Source organism: Paenibacillus sp. CF384, from assembly GCF_900106745.1.
Lineage (GTDB): Bacteria > Bacillota > Bacilli > Paenibacillales > Paenibacillaceae > Paenibacillus_Z.
The window spans coordinates 318495-337846 of sequence record NZ_FNNV01000004.1; the positions used below are offsets into that span (position 1 = coordinate 318495).

Here is a 19352-nt window from a genome sequence, read left to right on the forward strand (position 1 = left end):
ACATGAAGATGAAGAGTCTAATCGGCAATTATTTACCACTGGCCATGAATGCCATGGAGAAATGTTCGTTTCCGCTTTCTTTTCTGGCGTATGAGGGGGCTGACATCGAGAGTTGGCGAACGACGACTAAGGCGAAGGTGATGGAGCTGCTGGCCTATCAGGCTGATGAATGTCCCTTGCAAGCAAGCGTAGACCGCTCGTACGTGAAGGATGGCCTTGTCGTGGAGCATGTCAGTTACGAGCAGCCGTTTGGCCCAAGAACGGAGGGCATTCTGCTGTATCCGTCGGAACGGGAAGGGAAGCTGCCTGCTGTCGTGGCTCTTCATGATCATGGAGGGTTCAAGTACTTCGGCAAAGAGAAGCTGGTGGAGCTCGATGACGAGCCTGAAATCATAACAGAATTCAAGCAGGCCGCTTATGAAGGCAGTTCATGGGCGACCAAGCTGGCTAAACGGGGCTATGTTGTCTTTGTGCCGGATGTTTTTCTATGGGGATCACGGAAGCTGGACGCTGAGAGTGTCACGGAAGAATTTGTACAACCGGTGCTGCATGCAGAGCCGGGCTCCAGAGCTTATATTGAGGCCTACAATCAGTTCTCGGGCGAGCATGAATCGATGATTGCCAAAACGTTATTTCTTGCAGGCACCACATGGACGGGAATCATGGCTTATGAGGATCGGCGAGCGGTCGATTATTTGTTGACAAGGCCCGAGGTAGACGGTGATCGAATCGGCTGCGGCGGCTTGTCCGGAGGAGGCCTAAGGACGATTTTCCTCGCGGGATTGGATGATCGAATTAAATGCTCGGTATGCATAGGTTTCATGTCCACGAACCGTGAAGTCGTAGCCCATCGCATTCAGCGGCATACATGGATGATGCATGTCCCGCATTTATCCGCCTATCTGGATATGCCGGACATCATTTCTTTAAACGGAACGGGTGCCGTAATGGTGCAATACGATATCGACGATCCCTTATGGACCATCGAAGGCCAAGAAGAGAGTGACCGGAAGCTGAAGGGGATCTATGAGAAGATGGGTGCCGGGGATCATTATCGCGGTCTGTTCTACCCCGGACCTCATAAATTCGATAATCAGATGCAAGAGGATGCATTCCAATGGTTTGATCAATGGCTCTGCAATGCCAACGATACGGTGCTTTAAAGCCGCCGCATCGAGCTGGGACTTTATTCCTCTCAGACAACCGGGCAAACGGAGAAGCGGGTTGGTGCTCAAGAACCCACTGCGGCCGCGCTTCTTCGCCGGTCTCCTACGATTGGATTATTTTTCAAAAATCGACATGAAATAAAAAGGATTCCTGACGAATGATGACGAATCATCTGAGCCGCAAATTATTACGGCAGAAGGTGTGATCATCGTTGAGTAGGCAATCGAAGTGGGTCTTAAGTATAGTGTTGTTGGTGGTCTTTTGTACAAGCTTTCCAGTCATGACGAACGCGCAGGGATACACAGAAACAGAATCCTTCAGCAGCGTATCGTACAGCATAAAGCCCGGCGATACGTTATACGGCATTGCGAAGAAATTTTATCTGACCGGCGACTACGAACAGGTTGCAAGAACGAACGGGCTGGATCCGAAGGTAAGCTTGAAAGCAGGGACGGCGCTCAAGTTGTCGAACCCGCTGGTATTGGATCAATACACAGTCAAACAAGGCGATACCTTATACGCGATTACGAATCACTATTTCAACCGCATCTACTACATGAACGCATTAATGGCGTACAATCACATAACGGAAGCGGATTTGAAAGCAGATATGGCGCTGCGCGTACCGCTGCCGGCAGGCGAACTGAAATATACGGTACATAAGGGCGATACCTTGTACAGCCTGTCGACCAAATATTTTAAAGTGCAGGACTATCAGCAAATGATCGCCAAGGTGAACGGCATCGAAACAGCTTCAGCCTCGATCAAAGCGGGGCAGGTTGTGCAAATTCCGAATCCGTTCTACTCGATCGAGGACTGCGCGGGCATCGCGGGCCCGGTGGAGACGGCTGCGGCGACTCCGCCCGCTTCAACTTCCACCTCCGCCAAGTTAGTCTCCATTGAGATCGACATTACGCGAAACAAATTATATGTCATCGCAGGTGGAGCAGTTGAGAAGAGCTTCGATATCGCTAGCGGCAGGAAGAAGGGTTCAACGCCGACCGGGAGCTTCGAGATTATTACGAAGATCAAGAATCCGTGGTACATGGCCAAAGAAATCCCGGGCGGCGATCCGAAGAACCCGCTGGGCAGCCGGTGGCTTGGACTTAGCGTGCCGAATACGCAAGGAACGAAATACGGCATTCATGGTACGAATGCGCCTTCTTCCATCGGAACGAACGCCAGCGCCGGCTGCATCCGGATGCTGAATAAAGATGTAGAATGGTTGTTCAGCACCGTTCCGACAGGTACGAAAGTGAAGATTCACGCGTAATGCTGCGAGGCGTTGAGCAAGAATGATTGATCTGATAAAATGTGCTTGTCAGTAATTATTATACGAGTAGAGGCGGTTTTGATAATGGGAACAGGTGCTGAGAAAGTAACCGTACAAACAGTCGTGCAATTACCCGTGGAGAAAGTTTGGAAATACTGGACCGAGCCGGCGCATATCACCCAATGGAATAACGCCTCTGATGACTGGCACACGCCATTCTCCGAGAACGATTTACGAGTTGGCGGGTCTTTTACTTCCAAGATGGCCGCGAAAGACGGCAGCTTTGAATTCGAATTTGGCGGCGTTTATGATGAGGTGCGGATCCATGAGTACATTGCTTATACATTAGGCGATGGCAGAGAAGTGTCGATCACATTCATCAGCCAAGATAACGAGACGAAAGTCATCGAAACGTTCGAGACGGAAACGATGAACGCTGTCGAAATGCAGCAAGCAGGCTGGCAGGCGATTATGGATAACTTTAAGAAGTACGCAGAATCGGTTAACGATTAATAGAAATTGTCGACTTGCCAGATAGCGTGGAAGAGGTACCCTTAGACAGGACACTTTGAAAAAAGGTGTTCAAACTAGGGGTACCTTTTGTATACTGGGTAGAGTAGCAGTGTGCCGTGTCTGACTTTCACATATACTGAGTTTGAATAAACAGGAAGAAATCAGTATCGTCATGGTTATACTAATGATAATAATCTTTTTAGGGGTGAGCGTCTGAGAAAGCATAAACCAATGCCATTTGATGAGTTGCTAAAGGAATTACAAGGACAGAAGACCGTTCAGGAAGATCCGGAACATCTGTCGTTTGATCGGTTGTTCAACGATTCCTTCATGGGGAAGTATTCGAACTGGAATAGCTTTTCGGAGTTTCTGGAGAAGGGCAATTTCCAAGTGGAGACGCACGAGGACATTCGCAATATTCCCGATGAGCTGTTTGATCGTCACGTAGCCAGAGAGACCCAATTTGCGAATTGGAACGATATGCTGGATAAGGCGACTAAAGAAGCATCGAAATAAGCTGTGTTTTTCCAATTCAATAAACGCATGAAAGTAGATAACCACGCGTAATTCAGGGCTGTTCCTGAGTTGGCGGGGTTATTTTTTTACCTATCGTTTACATAATATCCATTTCACCTTAATAGATACTTCACAGTTCTCCCCTATACTTTCTAGGACAAACCATATAATAGGAGTGAAGACATGTTGAAGAAGAGAAATAAACAGCTACTGGCACTGCTGCTCTCAACTGAACTTGCTGCAGGTCTGCTTGCTGGAGTATTGCCTGCTTCGGCGGATGCGGCAGCTGTTACGAATGGAACTCCCTACGATACAAACGGGTATAAAGTCCAAGTTCCACATGTAATCATCAATCAGTATTTTGGCGGTGGGACTTCAAGTGGAGCAGCGGTAAGCCATGGCTTTATCGAGCTTTATAATCCTACAGATAGTAATGTGGATCTGAGCAGCTGGTCCATCCAATATGCAGATCGTGGTGCTTCATCGTCCAACACTACCGAACCAACAGGTGCTTGGGAGAAGCTGGATCTGTCAGGGACGATCAATGCACACTCTTCGTATTTGATTCGTGCTAATGCAACCACGGCTTCTGTTAACAAAGTGGTAATTGCGGACGGCGATTTCGATCTGAATTTTCCTCGTACACTCCAGAACAAAGGGATGAAGCTCGTCTTGATGAGCAATCAAGATCTGCTGGATAAAGATGTATCGGTGAATCCGTTTGTCAATAAACCAACAGGTTATGTAGATATGCTGGGTACAGGCAGTAACGACAATGGGAGTACGATTAGTGGGTTTGAGTCGGAATTCCCTGCAGGCCCAGCGGTCGGTAGCGGAGTCGTGGGCACTACTGGAGGCACTTCCAAGAACATGTCGCTAAGACGTGTGAATTTTGCGGACTCTGATAATAACAAGAGCGATTTTGTGCAAATCATCTTTGGTTCCATGACTGCCGGTCAAGCGGAGCTGACTACTTATGGCCCTCGCAGCGCTAATGACGGCGAGTGGGGAGTTGTTCCGACACCGCTTGTCGTTTCCACTAACGAGCTTGCTGATGGAACAGCAACGAAAGCCTATTCGGCTAAGATCAATGTGACAGGCGGTAAGTCGCCATATCACTTTAGCGCGACGGGCTTGCCTGCGGGTCTGGCAATCGATGCGGCTACGGGAGATATTTCCGGATCGCCGGCTTCCGATGCTCCAGCGAGTAACAATGTGGAAGTTACCATTACAGACAGCGCTTCGACTCCGCAAACAACAAGCAAGCCTTATGTGCTTCTTGTCAATCAGCCGATTAATGATACGTTGACGATGACGAGATTAGGCTCCTTTATCGCCGGTGAACCGAATGGGGATGGCGGCGTTGCGGAGATCGTGAGGTACAACCCGGAGAATCATAAATTCTATTCCGTCAATGGATCCAGCGATCCTGCGACATTGGATATTGTTTCTTTGGATAACACCGGTAAACCGGAAGCAAATGCAACTTCCATTAATATTGAAGAAGTCGTCAGTGATCATCTTCCTGACTTCGAATACGGCGACTTTACAAGTGTCGATATCGACCTGAAGAATGACTTGGTTTACGCCGCTATTCAAGAGAAGACGTATACGAATAACGGAGCGATCCTCGTATTTGACTACGACGGCAAGTATGTCACTTCCTACGAAGCAGGCGTTCAGCCGGATATGATTAAGGTTACGCATGACGGCCGTTACGTATTGACAGCGGATGAAGCCGAGCCGCGTCTGGCCGGCGCTGATCCGGAAGGCAGCGTAACGATCGTTGATCGCGTGAATAACGTGACGAAACATGTGAAATTCGACGATGTCAGCGTGATCGATGATCTGGTTCATCTTCGCGGCACTGCCAATGAGGCGGGACTCATTACGGGTCCGGCTGCATCGAAAGAAGCAGCTAAGTATGACTTGGAGCCGGAATACATCGCATTATCTGCTGACGAGAAAACAGCTTACGTATCCTTACAAGAGGCTAACGCGATTGCGACGATCGACATTGCAAGTGGAACGGTAACTTCGGTCAAAGGACTTGGCTACAAGGATTTGAATGTAGAAGTGAATTCCCTTGATTTGGTGAAGGACAGCAAGATCAAGTTCGAGAACGTGCCGTTCAAAGGCATGTTCATGCCGGATGGAATCGATACGTACACCGTTGATGGAGATACGTATTTGTTCACAGCGAACGAAGGGGATGCGACGGAGTGGCCGGGCAGAACCAATATCTCTACGATTGGCGGCCTGAAAGCCGGCTTGACATCGACATCGGATGCAGCTATTTTCTTAGCTGGAAAAACGGTAAGCGGCAAAACAGCTTATGACGGAGTAGAGGTACCAAGCGACATGGGACCTGACGGCATCTACCTGTATGGCGGACGCTCATTCTCCATTTGGAATGCGGACAGCTTAGAACCTGTCTTTGACAGCAAGAATGATTTCGAGAAAATTACAGCACAACGGCTTCCGAAGTATTTCAACTCCGATCATAAAGAAGTTGCATTCGATAAACGAAGCACGAAGAAAGGCCCTGAGCCGGAGTATGTGAAAGTGGGCAAAGTGGGCAGCAAAGCACTGGCCTTCATTGGTCTTGAGCGTGTAGGCGGCATCATGGCTTATGATGTGACAGACCCGAAGAATCCTACTTTCGTCAATTATACGAACACGCGTAACTTTGAGTCTAATTCGCTGCAAGGCGATATCGGCCCGGAGGGTCTAGAGTTTATACCTGCAACAGCAAGTCCAAGCGGAATGCCGCTTCTTCTGGTCGCTCATGAAGTAGGCGGTATGATTACGGTGTATCAGCTAAATGTGGACAAAGTGACTTTGAATCAGAAGACCGTTTCCCTTAAGGTTGGCGGTTCGACGGCTCAGCTTGAAGCTACGGTAGTCCCGGTTGGCGAAGGTGCTTCGACTGTGACTTGGTCATCCTCGGATGATACGGTGGCTAAGGTGGATGCAACAGGTAAAGTTTCGCCAATTCAAGCGGGAACGGCTGTAATAACGGCACTAAGTGCAGATGGTTACGGTGTAGCCGAAGCTGCAGTTACGGTTGCGAGTGCAGATGCTCCGCCAAGCAGTCCAAATACCGGCCCAACTACGCCACCAGCCACTGGACCCGTTGTGGACGGAACGAAAGTAACGACGGAAGTGAAAGCAGTTACGGATGCTTCGGGCAAAGCGACGGCGGTAGTTACGGATAAGCAAGTTGAGGAAGTGTTGTCTAAGCTGTCAGCTTCAAATTCGGCAAGTGTGAAAGACATCGTTGCGATCAAAGCTACAGCAGATGCAGCTGCAAAGGAGACGGCAGTAACCTTCTCGGCAGCGGCAATGGATAAGATCTCCGGCAGCGGCGCAGATGCGCTCGTTATTGAATCGGGAATCGGACAGGTGCAGCTGGATAAGAAAGCCATGTCCACGGTAGCGAATGCTGCAAGCTCAGGAGCTGTAACGGTTTCCGTTGCCAAGGTTTCGGCTTCCGACCTGGCAGCTCTTACGAAGAACAATCAAGCGGCTATAGCTGAAGCAATTGGCTCGCATCCTGTGTATGATTTTAGTGTAATGGCAGATGGGAAGAAGGTATCTGATTTTGCGGGCGGTATCGTGAATATCAGTATTCCTTATGTACTGGGCGCAGGCGAAGATGCCAATGCCATCATCGCTTACTATATCGCTGATAATGGGAATATCGAGCTGGTGCCTAATGCAAAGTATGACAAGGCAACGGGTCAATTAACCTTCTCCGTTACCCATTTCTCGACGTATGCGATCGCCAGCAACAATGTGAAGTATAGTGATACGGCATCCAGCTTTGCGAAAGACCAAATCACTTACTTGTCTGCAAGAAAGATCATGGAAGGTGTAGGCGGGGGAAGTTTTGCCCCTAAGAAACAGGTGACAAGAGCCGACTTTACGCTGATTCTGGCCCGAGTGGCGGGGGTCGACCTGACGACTTATGAAGGAAGTAAGTTTAGCGATGTAAGCGCAGATGCTTATTATGCACAGTCCGTGCAATGGGCGGCGGCAACCGGAATTACAAGCGGTGCAGCGGAAGGCGTATTTAATCCGAATGCTCCGATTACAAGAGAGCAAATGGTAGCTATGATTGCTCGTCTTGCCGCAACCTTGCATTACACGCTTCCGAAAACAGTGGCGAGCGTGACATTCACGGATGCGTCGAGTATTTCTGCTTATGCGCAGGATGCCGTTTCCGCTGTTCAGCAAGCAGGTATTATTAACGGCAGAGCATCTGCAGGTGCAGGAAGCAGCTTCGATCCGCAGCAATTGGCTACGCGTGAAGAGACGGCGAAGATGATCAGCGTTCTGTTCCAAGGCATGATGAAACACGAATAGGTTTGGAATGATGAATACCCCGAGCTGGCATGATGCCAATGCTCGGGGTATTGTTTCTATGTCTAGCCTACTTTTACCCGCCATACAATGATACTAGTACGCACGCCTCGCGATCGATTGCGATTATCGAAAGGAGGTTCGAATGAAAACGATCCGGATTGGAGCGGGACAGGGATTCTATGGCGATTCCTTTCTGCCTGCCATCGAGACGGCCAAGCGGGGAAATGTGCAGTATATCTGCTTTGACAGCCTCGCTGAGCTTACGCTTGCCATCCTGCAGAAAGACCGGCAGCGCGATCCTTCCCGCGGCTACGCTGCTGATATTGGTCGCATGATGAGAGAACTGCTTCCGATAGCTAAAGCGCAAGGCATCCGCATCATCACGAATGCAGGTGGCATGAACCCGATTGGGGCAATGCAGGAAACGGAACGAATTGCGCAGGAACTGGGCCTCACGGGTTTGAAGATAGCGGTCGTAACCGGAGATGATGTGCGCTCGAAGCTGCCCGAGTTCATGAGTCAAGGAGCTCCGCTCTCCCATATGGAAGATGGCCGGGATATTCGGATGATCGAGGAACGAATCGTCTTCGCTAACGCCTACTTAGGTGCCGAACCGATCGTGAAGGCGCTTCAGCAAGGGGCGGACGTGATTATTACTGGCCGAACGACGGACTCGGCGTTATTTCTGGCGCCGTTAATGGTTGAGTTTAATATTGAGGCGGATGATTGGAATCGATTGGCGCAAGGCGTGCTGATGGGGCATCTTCTGGAATGCTCCGGGCAAGCGTCGGGCGGCAATTTCAGCGGTGACTGGCAGGCGGTAGAGGCGCTTGAGCATATTGGCTTTCCGATTGCGGAAGTTCGCGAGGACTTAACGTTCATGGTGACCAAGACAGAGGGAACCGGTGGACTCGTCTCCGTTGACACCGTGAAGGAACAGCTGCTGTATGAAATCCACGACCCGGCCGCGTATGTCACACCTGATGTCGTGCTGGATCTGATGGGGGTAAAGCTGTCTGATGCCGGCCCGAATAGGGTTGAAGTTTCAGGTGCATGCGGCTCCATAAGGCCCGATACGCTGAAAGTCGTAATGGGCTACGCCGACGGCTGGCTCGGGCAGGCGATCTGGGGTTATTCGTGGCCGGACGCGCTTGCCAAAGCACAGACGGCTGATCGGATTGTTCGCAGGCATATCGATCGGATCGGTCTTCGGTACGAAGAACTTCGAACCGACTATTTGGGCTATAACTCGTTGCACGGACCGCTTGCTAAGCTGCCGCAGGAGGGAGAGCTGAACGAGATTTATGTGCGCTTGGCGATGCGGACGAAGAGTAAGGACGATGCGGCTGCACTGGGCCGGCTCGTTCCTCCGCTCATGCTGAGCGGACCTCCGGCGATGGGGGCTTTCCTTGGCGTGATGAAGCCGCGCGAGCTGCTCGGCATGTGGTCTTGTCTCGCTCCGCGTGAGCTGATCGAGCAAGGCGTGCAAGTGACGGTTGTGGAGGTGTAGCCGCTATGGCACGTATACGCAAACAGCTTCGTCATTTGGTGCAAGCACGATCAGGCGACAAGGGAAATACGATCAATATTGCGGTATTTGCACCAGGCGTGGCGATGTTCGAATTATTGAAGCGGGAGCTGACTTCCGAGCGGGTTAAATCGCATTTTGCCGGCATGATCGAAGGGGAAGTGACCCGTTATGTCGTGCCGAATCTGCTGGCAATGAATTATGTATGTCGCACCGCGCTAGGCGGCGGCGGCTCCGCCACGCTTCGGATGGATAACCTCGGCAAGTGTTATGCGGCTAATCTGCTGCGGCTCGAAATCGAAATGGACGACGATGGTGAAGCCGAAGAGGAGGAAGAACCCGTAACACCTGCACCACCTGTGCCGCCGCCGCCCACCACGACTTAAGCAGAAGAGGGGTTGCTTGCGATGAATTTCGACTTAACGGAAGAGCAGGCGATGATTCGGGATTTGATTCATGATTTTGCAGATGCGGAGGTGGCGCCGGGGGCTGTTGATCGGGATCGCACCGGCCATTTTCCGGTGGAGGTCTTCGAGAAGCTTGCCAAGCTCGGCTTGATGGGCCTTCCTTTTCCGGAGCAGTACGGCGGGGGCGGGGCAGATACAATCAGCTTTGCAATCGTTGTGGAAGAGCTCAGCCGAGTATGCGCTTCAACCGGCATCACCTACTCTGCGCATGTGTCACTCGGTGGAGCACCTCTTGCACTGTTCGGGACTGAGGAGCAGAAGGCTGCTTACTTAACGCCGCTATGCAGAGGCGATTATCTTGGCGCGTTTGGGTTAACGGAGCCGGATGCCGGATCGGATGCGGGCGGAACCCGCACGACTGCGGTTCGAACCGGGGATCAGTGGGTCATTAGCGGTTCCAAATGCTTCATTACCAATGCCAGCTATGCCCGCAATCTCGCCCTTACAGCCGTTACCGATCGGTCGAAAGGCACGAGCGGCATCAGCGCGTTTATTGTACCGACGAATGCACCCGGATTCACCACCCACTGCAACTACGAGAAAATGGGGCTTCACGCCTCGAACACAACCGAGCTCGTGCTGGAAGAAGTGGCGGTCCCGCTGGAGAATTTGCTCGGCAAGGAAGGGAACGGCTTTAAGCAGTTTCTCGCCGTTCTCGACGGCGGTCGTATTGGTATTGCTGCCATGGGAGTTGGCATTGCCCAAGGCGCTTACGACAAATCGCTGCGTTATGCGAAGCAGCGTAAGCAATTCGGCCGGACGCTCAGCGCGTTTCAGGCGATCCAGTTCAAGCTGGCTGACATGGCGATGAACATCGAGCTCGCCCGTACGATGGTCTATAAGGCTGCATGGCTGAAGGATCAGGGGAGGCCGTTCAAGAAAGAAGCGGCGATGGCGAAGCTTTTTGCAACGGAGATGTGCATGAAGGTATGCGATCAAGCCGTGCAGATTCATGGCGGCTATGGCTATATGAAGGAGTACGAGGTGGAGCGTTTCATGCGCGATGCCAAGCTGCTTGAGATCGGCGAAGGTACTTCAGAAATTCAGCGTCTCGTCATTGCAGCCCAGATCGGCTGTTAACGCCGTTTCATCTTGGCAGAGTCAGCAGCAGAGGGGAGTTCCGAGAACAATGGAATCTGATCACGAATCGGCGAATGACCGGCTGCAGGAACAGATGGAGGAGATCAAGAAGGGCGGTGCCGCCAAGTATCACGTAAAGAATGCGGAGCAAGGCAAACTCTTCGTGCGCGACCGCTTGAAGCTGCTGTTTGATCCGGACTTCGAGATCGAGGATGCTTTGTTCGCCAGCTGCAACGAGGCAGGCTTGCCGGCCGATGGCGTGGTTACGGCGATTGGCAAGATTCACGGAGGTACCGTATGCGTCATTGCCAACGATTCCACGGTGAAAGCCGGCTCTTGGGGAGCGCGTACCGTTGAGAAAATCATTCGGATGCAGGAAACGGCAGATAAGCTGCGAGTACCCTTGCTCTATCTTGTCGACTCCGCTGGGGCTCGGATAACCGATCAAGCGCTCATGTATCCGGGGCGGCGTGGAGCCGGCAGAATTTTCTACAATGAGGTGAAGCTGTCCGGCAAAATCCCGCAGGTATGTCTCTTGTTCGGGCCTTCGGCGGCAGGCGGCGCTTATATCCCGGCCTTTTGCGATATCGTCATCATGGTCGAGGGCAATGCTTCGATGTACCTTGGATCCCCTCGCATCGTGGAGATGGTGACAGGGGAGAAGGCTACTTTGGAGCAGCTTGGCGGAGCCCGCATGCACTGCTCTGTCTCGGGCTGTGGAGATGTACTCGCCAAGAGCGAGGAGGAAGCGATCGCGCTGACGAGACAATACTTAGCTTACTTCCCGCCTAATTTCACGGAGAAACCTCCAACCCAAGAACCCCGTCCCCCGGCAGATCTGAGAGTACCCCTCGACTCGATTATACCGGATAACCAGTACACCCCATTCGATATGTATCCGTTCATCGAAGGTTTAATCGACGAGCATTCGTTCTTCGAAATCAAACGTCTCTTCGCGAGGGAGCTCATTACGGGCTTAGCTAGGATCGCCGGCAAACCGGTCGGCATCATCGCGAATCAGCCGAAGATCAAAGGCGGCATCCTGTTCCACGATTCCGCGGACAAAGCCGCCAAATTCATCAGCTTATGTGATGCGTTCCACATCCCGCTGTTGTTTCTCGCCGATGTGCCCGGATTCATGGTCGGCACGGCGGTGGAGCAAGCAGGCATCATTCGGCATGGAGCCAAAATGATCGCCGCCGTATCCGAAGCGACGGTGCCGAAGATATCCGTCATCGTCCGCAAAGCTTACGGAGCCGGCCTGTATGCCATGGCCGGTCCGGCCTTCGAGCCCGATTGCTGCCTGGCGCTGCCCTCGGCCCAAATCGCCGTCATGGGACCTGAAGCAGCGGTCAACGCCGTGTACGCGAACAAGATCGCGGAGCTGCAAGAGCCACAGCGCTCCGAGTTCATCGCGGCCAAACGCGAGGAATATCGCCAAGATATCGACCTCTACCAGTTGGCCTCCGACATGGTCATCGACGGCATCGTTCCGGCTCATTCGCTGCGCAGAGAGCTGATCAAGCGCTTCGAGGTGTACGCGAGCAAAACCGTTATTTTCACAGAGCGTAAGCACCCGGTTTATCCGGTCTAGAAGCAGCGTGATGGAAGGAGGAGGGGGCCGGCGCCATGACTACGGAGCCAATGCAACCGCAATCGCAATCGCAACAGCCAATTCTATGGGAGCAAAGAGGGCATATCGGCTATATTCGGCTTAATCGCCCGGAGAGCCTGAATGCGATTAATGAAGCGATGCTTATTGCCCTTGAGGAGCAGCTGCATCACATTGCTTCCGATCCCCGGGGGATTCGCGTTGTCATCCTCGAAGGTGAAGGCCGTGCCTTCTGCGCCGGCGCGGATCTCAAAGAGCGGAGCATGCTGACCGATCCGCAGAAAATTCGGCAGCGTCTGATCCGCAGCAAGGCCGTGTTCGCTGCGCTGGAGCGGCTGCCCCAGCCGACGATCGCTAAGATCAATGGCCTCGCCTTCGGCGGCGGGCTGGAGCTGGCGCTTTGCTGCGATTTTCGCTACGCCATCAGCAGTGAGAGGCTGGGGCTGACCGAGGTTAGCCTCGGCATCATCCCCGGCGCCGGGGGCACGCAACGATTGCCGCGGCTGATCGGCCCGGCACGCGCGAAGGAGTTGATCCTCACGGCGCGGCGGATCACGGCCGAACAAGCGCTTACGCTCGGTCTGCTCACCGGCATCGCGGAGAACGAAGAGCAACTGCAATCGCAATGCGCATCGCTTGCAGAAGAGCTTCTTGCCAATGCCCCTCTCGCCGTGTACCAAGCGAAGCGGGCCATTGACCAAGGGCTGGACCTCGACCTCCCGTCAGGTCTCGCCCTCGAAACCTCCGCCTACGAAGCGATCATCCCGACCAAAGACCGGCTGGAGGCGCTCGAAGCCTTCCGCGCGAAGCGGCCTCCGCATTTTACAGGCGAATGACTTTATCGTGTATAACCATTCCATCAAGAAGAAGAGGGCGCCCACCTGGACGCCCTCTTCTTTGTCTATTCTTCAGCAAGCTTGTACACTTCTATAACCTTCAAGAACAAGCTGAGTACAATGGCGGAAACCGTGGCGAGCGCCATGCCCTTCAGCTCGAAATTCCCCCATTTCAACGTCGCGCCGCTTAATCCGACGACAAGCACGATGGTGGTCAGCATCAAGTTGGCAGGCTTCGAGTAATCGATCTTGGTTTCAACCAACATACGAATCCCCGAAGCTGCGATAACACCGAAGAGCAGTAGGGATACGCCGCCCATGACTGCCTCAGGGACGGTTTGGATCAAGGAGGACAGCTTCCCGATAAAAGAGAGCACAATCGCAATAATAGCTGCACCGCCGACAACCCACACGGAGTAAACGCGACTGATGGCCATAACGCCGATATTTTCGCCATAGGTCGTATTAGGTGTAGAACCGACGAAGCCGGATAGAATCGTAGATACGCCATTGCCAAGCAGCGAGCGGCTAAGGCCCGGATCCTTCGTCAAATCCTTCTCGACAATGTTACCCGTGACGATCAAATGGCCGATATGCTCGGCGATGACTACTAGAGCTGCCGGGGCGATGATCGCGATGCTGGACCAGTCGAACGTCGGTGAGTAGAAGGTAGGTGCTTTGAACCAAACAGCTGCGTCTACCGTTGCTTTTACTTCAACCAGTCCAAGAATCGAAGCGAGCACATACCCGACAATAACGGAAATCAGAATCGGAATGACCTTCATGAATCCGCGGAAAAGCACGGAGCCGACAACGCCAATACATAGTGTAACGAGGGATACCGTGACGGTAGCCGCATCGGGAGACCATTCTGCCGGTGAGCCCGGTTTGGCAATTAGGCCAGCCATCTGCGCAGCAGTCGGCACGAGCTCAAGGCCGATAACGGCAACAATCGCGCCCATAGCCGCCGGCGGGAAAACGACATCGATCCAGCGCGTCCCGGCGAGCTTAATGATGAAGGATACGAGCATGAAGATGAGACCTACTACAATGAAGCCCCCGAGCGCCGCGGAGTATCCGCCTTCGGATTTCAGCACCACGAATACCGGCGAGAGGAAAGCGAAGCTGGACCCTAGATAAGCCGGGATTTTGAATTTCGTAAGGATGAGATAGAGCAAGGTGCCAATACCGTTCATAAGCAGAATCGTTGCAGGATCTACTTGGAATAAAATCGGGACGAGTACGGTGGAGCCAAACATGGCGAATAAATGCTGCAAACTAAGCGGAATGCTGGCCGCGAGCGACGGCCGTTCATGGACTTGTATGATCTTCGACAACGGTGATGGCCTCCTGGAGTAGCGGATATAGTGATTTTGCCAAACGTAATAGTATCATAATTTGCCCAATTGATAAATTGCATAACAGAACGAAGCAACTATTCAGAGCTTGGCCCGCTTAGTCTGCATGTGGAACGAATAGTCTGGCTGCCGCATGGATAACATTTACTTCAAACCGCTTGACAAAATATTTAATAATGTCATAATGACAATATAAAGAAAGATAAACGAAGCAGGTGATGCACCTTGACCCAACCTATTGACGAGGCTAACGAGTCTGAAGCCAAGACTTATTCCCCGCGTAATTACCGAACACCGGATGGTGCGCCTGCGGATATCGTGATTTTCACGATTACTTCGACTCAGCGAAATACGTTGAAGAAGTCTCTCCCGATCCGCCAATTGGAAGTCCTGCTCATTCAGCGCCGAAGCTGGCCCTTCGCCGGGCAGTGGGCACTGCCTGGAGGATTCTCGAAAGATACCGAGACGATTCTCGAGAGCGCGAAGCGGGAGCTGCAAGAAGAAACCGGCGTCGACAATGTTCATATCGAATATTTCAACGCTTACAGCGAGCCCGGGCGGGACCCGCGTGGGTGGATGATCTCGCATGCCTTCTGCGCGCTCGTGCATGAAGGGGAACTTGAGCATCGCAAAGCTGCCGATGATGCGGCGGATGTTCGACTCTTCTCCGTGCGGGAGGCACTTGAAATGGATCTGGCATTCGATCATAAGCAGATTTTGCAGGATGCGCTTGAGTATATTCGTCGCAGCATGATGACTTCGGCAATTGCCAGAGCGTTTCTACCCGAGGAATTCACGATCGGCGAGCTGTATCAGGTTATTGAAGCGGTTGTGCCGGATTTCGTGGAACGCAATTTTATCCGCAAGATTACGTCGACCCAAAGCCGCAAAGGCATTATTGAAGAAATTCGAGATTCAAGCGGTGAGCTGAAGATGTCGAATCGCTACTCCCAGCGGGCAGCACAGCTTTATCGGTTCACGGATTATGTGCCTCAGTTGTCCATATACAGCTAGGCATTCTTTTTACAGGGTTGATATTGTCGCAATGACATGATTTAAAACCATGAATTCAAATAAGGAAGGTGGATATGATGAAAGCATTGGTCGTGATTGATTACACGGTTGATTTTGTGAACGGTCGTCTACCGGTCGGTCAGCCCGCAATTGAGATTGAGAGCCGCATCGCAGCGATAACGAAGCAGTTTGCGGAACAAGGTGACTATGTTGTGATGGCAATAGATTTGCATGATGAACAAGATATGCTTCATCCCGAACACAAGCTGTTTCCTCCGCACAATATTAGGGGTACTGCTGGACGGGAGCTCTACGGCAAACTGCGTGAGATTTATGAGCTGAAGAAAGACCGTATTCATTGGATGGACAAAACGAGATACAGCGCCTTCTGCGGAACGGACTTGGAACTGCAGCTTCGGGCTAGAGGGATTACGGAGCTTCATCTGGTTGGCGTCTGTACGGACATCTGTGTGCTGCATACGGCAGTGGATGCTTACAATAGAGGCTATCAGATTGTTGTGCATGCCGATGCGGTGGCAACCTTTAATGAGCAGGGGCATGAGTGGGCGTTGCAGCATTTCAAGCATTCGCTCGGTGCAGAAGTAGTAGCTGGCGATCAACCAATCACCTAATTAGTCAATCACCCCACTTGGCGGCACAATCACACAACCCAATAAAGGAGAGAGTGAATGATTATGAATAAGCAGCAGCAAGAAATTATCGAACATCTGAAGGTGAAACCGACGATTGATGTAGAGGAAGAAATTCGGCGCAGAGTCGGGTTTATGAAAAGCTATTTACAGCATACAGGCGCCAAAGGTTATGCGCTTGGCATCTCGGGCGGTCAAGATTCCACTCTAGCAGGCAAGCTCGCGCAGATGGCCGTTGACGAATATAATGCAGACCCAACCAGCAAGAACCAAGCCACCTTCCTTGCAATACGTTTGCCATACGGCGTGCAGCAGGATGAGGACGATTGCCAGGACGCGCTTCGGTTTATTGGGCCGACTCGAACGAGCGTCGTCAATATTAAACCGGCGGTCGATGCCGCAGTCGAGCAGTTTGAGGCGGCGACGGGCGACAAACTGGGTGATTTTCATAAAGGGAATGTGAAAGCGCGCGAGCGGATGAAGGCGCAATATGATTTGGCGGCGCATTATGGGCTGCTCGTGCTGGGTACGGATCATGCTGCTGAAGCGATCACGGGGTTTTATACGAAGCATGGTGACGGAGCCTGCGATATGGCGCCAATCTATGGCCTGAATAAGCGTCAAGGAAGAGCATTATTGGAAGCATTGCATTGCCCCGTTCACTTATATACGAAGAAGCCGACTGCAGATTTAGAAGATTTGAAGCCCGGCATTCCGGATGAGGTTGCGTTGGGTATGACTTATGAGCAGCTTGACGACTACTTAGAGGGCAAGACTTTGCCTGCTGATCTGAGCGACAAAATCGAAGCGCGCTACAAATTAACCGAGCATAAACGCCGTGGTCCCGTGACGGTTTATGATGACTGGTGGAAGGATTGAGGCTCCATGTCGAACTACGAGAACCTGACGCTCCATACGGATAAGTATCAGATCAATATGATGTACGCGCATTGGATGAACGGTACATTGCATGATAAAGCGGTATTTGAGCTGTTTTTCCGCAAGCTGCCTTTCGGGAATGGATATGCGGTAGCTGCCGGGCTTGAGCGGGTTGTAGCTTATATTAGAGATCTGCAATTTGGCGACGAAGAGATCGCTTATTTGGGGGAGCAAGAAGAGAACTATGAGGAGACGTTCCTGCAGGAGCTGCGTGGGTTTCGATTTACAGGTAACCTGGATGCCGTTCCGGAAGGAACGATTATCTTCCCGAATGAGCCTCTGATTCGCGTAGAAGCCAGAGTGTTCGAGGCGCAGCTTATTGAAACGGCTATGCTGAACTTCGTTAACTTTCAGACGTTGATCGCTACCAAAGCTTCGCGGATTAAGCAGGTTGCCGGTGGAGATGGTCTGCTGGAGTTTGGAACAAGGCGCGCGCAGGAGGCGGATGCATCGATCTGGGGAGCAAGGGCTGCGTATCTTGCCGGCTTCCATGCTACCTCCAACTTAAGAGCGGGAATGTTGTTTCGTATTCCCACCAAAGGTACGCATGCACACGCTTGGGTTCAAGGGCATGAAACAGAAGAGGAAGCCTTTCGCAAATATGCGGAAGTGCTTCCGGATCACGTGACGCTCCTGGTGGATACGTACGATACGCTGAAGAGCGGAGTGCCGAACGCGATTAGCATCGCACGCATGCTGGAGCAGCAGGGGAAGCGGATGAACGCAATTCGACTCGACAGCGGTGACCTGGCTTATTTATCGCAGCGTGCGAGACATATGCTCGATGAAGCAGGGTTCCCTTATGTCCAAATCATCGCATCGAATGACTTGGATGAGAACATTATTTTCAACCTTAAGGCGCAAGGGGCGCGTATCGATGTGTGGGGTGTCGGCACCCAGCTCATTACTGCCGGTGACCAGCCGTCGCTGGGCGGTGTTTATAAGCTTGTTGCGCGTGAGGGCTGCGATGGAGAATTTGTCCCCGTTATTAAGATCTCAGGCAATCCCGAGAAAGTAAGCACGCCGGGTATCAAAGAGGTCTACCGTATAATTAACCGAGAAACCGGAATGGCTGACGGCGACTATATCGCACTTCGTCATGAGGAAGCCGTGAAGCGGGGAGAGGCGATTGATCTGTTCGACCCTCTTCATCCTTACATCCACAAGGTTATTACAGATTACGATGCTGTGCCTTTATTGCAACCAATATTTAAGTCGGGGGAACTTGTGTATGCAATCCCAACTCTTGAGGGCATTCGGAGCTATCATGAGGAGCAGTTGAAGTTGTTCTGGCCGCAATACCTTCGGAAGCTGAATCCCGAGATGTATCGCGTGAATATTAGTGTCGAAGCTTGGCAATTAAAACTTGATCTTATCCAGCGTCATAGATAGTCCTATTGCCGGTCTGGAGGCGCTTGTTGCGTCTCCGGATTCCTTATTCGAAATTTATTTGCAAAAAAGACTTGCCATATGATGTCGAACCATGATATATTCTAATTCCGCCGCTGAGAGATACGGGATGCGGTGATCGAAACACTAACAAGTTGAAAAATTAAACTTGCAATCATGTTTCGAAGTATGGTATCATCTGATTCTGGGTCAACAAGCCCGAACATGAAATTTGTTCTTTGAAAACTGAACAATGAGCGACCAGTCAAATGGTTATAAATCGCAGAAGTAACATTCTGCAAGCTAGTATTTTGAATGAGCTAACAAGCGAATTCATACAATGGCGAGTTTTCGGACGAGCCACTTTTATGGAGAGTTTGATCCTGGCTCAGGACGAACGCTGGCGGCGTGCCTAATACATGCAAGTCGAGCGGAGTTATTCCTTCGGGGATAGCTTAGCGGCGGACGGGTGAGTAACACGTAGGCAACCTGCCTGTAAGACCGGGATAACATTCGGAAACGAATGCTAATACCGGATATGCAATTTAGCTGCATGGCTGAATTGGGAAAGACGGTGCAAGCTGTCACTTACAGATGGGCCTGCGGTGCATTAGCTAGTTGGTGGGGTAACGGCTCACCAAG

At 51.8% G+C, this 19352-nt stretch carries 15 protein-coding genes and 1 rRNA gene; 15 read left to right on the forward strand and 1 reads right to left on the reverse strand.

Features of this window, described 5'->3' with window-relative positions:
- The first annotated feature begins 2 nt into the window (after window positions 1-2).
- The 10 genes from BLW29_RS10480 to BLW29_RS10525 all read left to right on the forward strand — a co-directional run bounded on the left by BLW29_RS10480 (window position 3) and on the right by BLW29_RS10525 (window position 13360).
- Window positions 3-1163: a dienelactone hydrolase family protein gene (locus BLW29_RS10480; RefSeq protein WP_090979073.1), complete on the forward strand. Its 1161-nt coding sequence runs from the start codon at window positions 3-5 to the stop codon at window positions 1161-1163.
- A gap of 284 nt (window positions 1164-1447) precedes the next feature.
- Window positions 1448-2440 (forward strand): LysM peptidoglycan-binding domain-containing protein, encoded by a 993-nt coding sequence (locus BLW29_RS10485; protein ID WP_090979076.1) that lies wholly within the window; start codon window positions 1448-1450, stop codon window positions 2438-2440.
- Window positions 2441-2524: 84 nt separating this feature from the next.
- Window positions 2525-2953: an SRPBCC family protein gene (locus tag BLW29_RS10490; protein ID WP_090979079.1), complete on the forward strand. Its 429-nt coding sequence runs from the start codon at window positions 2525-2527 to the stop codon at window positions 2951-2953.
- 231 nt (window positions 2954-3184) lie between these two features.
- Complete coding sequence (locus BLW29_RS10495; protein WP_090979081.1) at window positions 3185-3469, forward strand: hypothetical protein; 285 nt, start codon at window positions 3185-3187, stop codon at window positions 3467-3469.
- A gap of 183 nt (window positions 3470-3652) precedes the next feature.
- On the forward strand, window positions 3653-7837 hold the full coding sequence (locus BLW29_RS10500) for a choice-of-anchor I family protein (RefSeq protein WP_090979084.1): 4185 nt from the start codon (window positions 3653-3655) through the stop codon (window positions 7835-7837).
- A 142-nt stretch (window positions 7838-7979) separates the two neighbouring features.
- A complete protein-coding gene (locus BLW29_RS10505) occupies window positions 7980-9347 on the forward strand; it encodes an acyclic terpene utilization AtuA family protein (protein WP_090979086.1) in 1368 nt (455 codons plus the stop codon).
- A gap of 5 nt (window positions 9348-9352) precedes the next feature.
- On the forward strand, window positions 9353-9751 hold the full coding sequence (locus tag BLW29_RS10510) for an AtuA-related protein (RefSeq protein ID WP_090979089.1): 399 nt from the start codon (window positions 9353-9355) through the stop codon (window positions 9749-9751).
- Window positions 9752-9772: 21 nt separating this feature from the next.
- Window positions 9773-10912, forward strand: a complete 1140-nt coding sequence (locus BLW29_RS10515; RefSeq protein ID WP_090979092.1) for an acyl-CoA dehydrogenase — start codon at window positions 9773-9775, stop codon at window positions 10910-10912.
- A gap of 49 nt (window positions 10913-10961) precedes the next feature.
- The gene (locus tag BLW29_RS10520; RefSeq protein WP_090979095.1) at window positions 10962-12506 is read left to right on the forward strand and encodes an acyl-CoA carboxylase subunit beta; all 1545 of its coding nucleotides are present in this window, start codon (window positions 10962-10964) and stop codon (window positions 12504-12506) included.
- 35 nt (window positions 12507-12541) lie between these two features.
- A complete protein-coding gene (locus BLW29_RS10525) occupies window positions 12542-13360 on the forward strand; it encodes an enoyl-CoA hydratase-related protein (RefSeq protein WP_256208505.1) in 819 nt (272 codons plus the stop codon).
- 65 nt (window positions 13361-13425) lie between these two features.
- Here the strand turns inward: BLW29_RS10525 and uraA are convergent, their stop codons facing one another.
- Window positions 13426-14697 carry a uracil permease gene (uraA, locus tag BLW29_RS10530; RefSeq protein WP_090979098.1) on the reverse strand — a complete coding sequence of 424 codons (1272 nt, stop codon included), beginning with the start codon at window positions 14695-14697 and terminating at the stop codon, window positions 13426-13428.
- A gap of 246 nt (window positions 14698-14943) precedes the next feature.
- Here uraA and BLW29_RS10535 point away from each other — a divergent pair, with 246 nt between their 5' ends.
- From BLW29_RS10535 to BLW29_RS10555, 5 genes are all read left to right on the forward strand, one after another.
- On the forward strand, window positions 14944-15732 hold the full coding sequence (locus BLW29_RS10535) for an NUDIX hydrolase (protein WP_256208506.1): 789 nt from the start codon (window positions 14944-14946) through the stop codon (window positions 15730-15732).
- 77 nt (window positions 15733-15809) lie between these two features.
- Entirely contained in the window at window positions 15810-16364 is a 555-nt protein-coding gene (locus BLW29_RS10540) for a cysteine hydrolase family protein (protein WP_090979155.1), read from the forward strand.
- Window positions 16365-16427: 63 nt separating this feature from the next.
- Window positions 16428-17261 (forward strand): ammonia-dependent NAD(+) synthetase, encoded by an 834-nt coding sequence (gene nadE, locus BLW29_RS10545; protein WP_090979159.1) that lies wholly within the window; start codon window positions 16428-16430, stop codon window positions 17259-17261.
- A 6-nt stretch (window positions 17262-17267) separates the two neighbouring features.
- Entirely contained in the window at window positions 17268-18713 is a 1446-nt protein-coding gene (locus BLW29_RS10550; RefSeq protein ID WP_090979101.1) for a nicotinate phosphoribosyltransferase, read from the forward strand.
- Between the two features lie 362 nt (window positions 18714-19075).
- A 16S ribosomal RNA gene (locus tag BLW29_RS10555) occupies window positions 19076-19352 on the forward strand; the annotation flags it as partial.

Excerpts from the sequence above, each read along its gene's own strand:
- BLW29_RS10525 (WP_256208505.1), top strand. The coding sequence starts at position 12,542 with ATGACTACGGAGCCAATGCAACCGCAATCGCAATCGCAACAGCCAATT.
- BLW29_RS10550 (WP_090979101.1), top strand. The coding sequence starts at position 17,268 with ATGTCGAACTACGAGAACCTGACGCTCCATACGGATAAGTATCAGATC.
- BLW29_RS10495 (WP_090979081.1), top strand. The coding sequence starts at position 3,185 with ATGCCATTTGATGAGTTGCTAAAGGAATTACAAGGACAGAAGACCGTT.
- BLW29_RS10510 (WP_090979089.1), top strand. The coding sequence starts at position 9,353 with ATGGCACGTATACGCAAACAGCTTCGTCATTTGGTGCAAGCACGATCA.
- nadE (WP_090979159.1), top strand. The coding sequence starts at position 16,428 with ATGAATAAGCAGCAGCAAGAAATTATCGAACATCTGAAGGTGAAACCG.
- BLW29_RS10500 (WP_090979084.1), top strand. The coding sequence starts at position 3,653 with ATGTTGAAGAAGAGAAATAAACAGCTACTGGCACTGCTGCTCTCAACT.
- BLW29_RS10480 (WP_090979073.1), top strand. The coding sequence starts at position 3 with ATGAAGATGAAGAGTCTAATCGGCAATTATTTACCACTGGCCATGAAT.
- BLW29_RS10515 (WP_090979092.1), top strand. The coding sequence starts at position 9,773 with ATGAATTTCGACTTAACGGAAGAGCAGGCGATGATTCGGGATTTGATT.
- BLW29_RS10490 (WP_090979079.1), top strand. The coding sequence starts at position 2,525 with ATGGGAACAGGTGCTGAGAAAGTAACCGTACAAACAGTCGTGCAATTA.
- BLW29_RS10540 (WP_090979155.1), top strand. The coding sequence starts at position 15,810 with ATGAAAGCATTGGTCGTGATTGATTACACGGTTGATTTTGTGAACGGT.
- BLW29_RS10520 (WP_090979095.1), top strand. The coding sequence starts at position 10,962 with ATGGAATCTGATCACGAATCGGCGAATGACCGGCTGCAGGAACAGATG.
- BLW29_RS10505 (WP_090979086.1), top strand. The coding sequence starts at position 7,980 with ATGAAAACGATCCGGATTGGAGCGGGACAGGGATTCTATGGCGATTCC.
- BLW29_RS10485 (WP_090979076.1), top strand. The coding sequence starts at position 1,448 with ATGACGAACGCGCAGGGATACACAGAAACAGAATCCTTCAGCAGCGTA.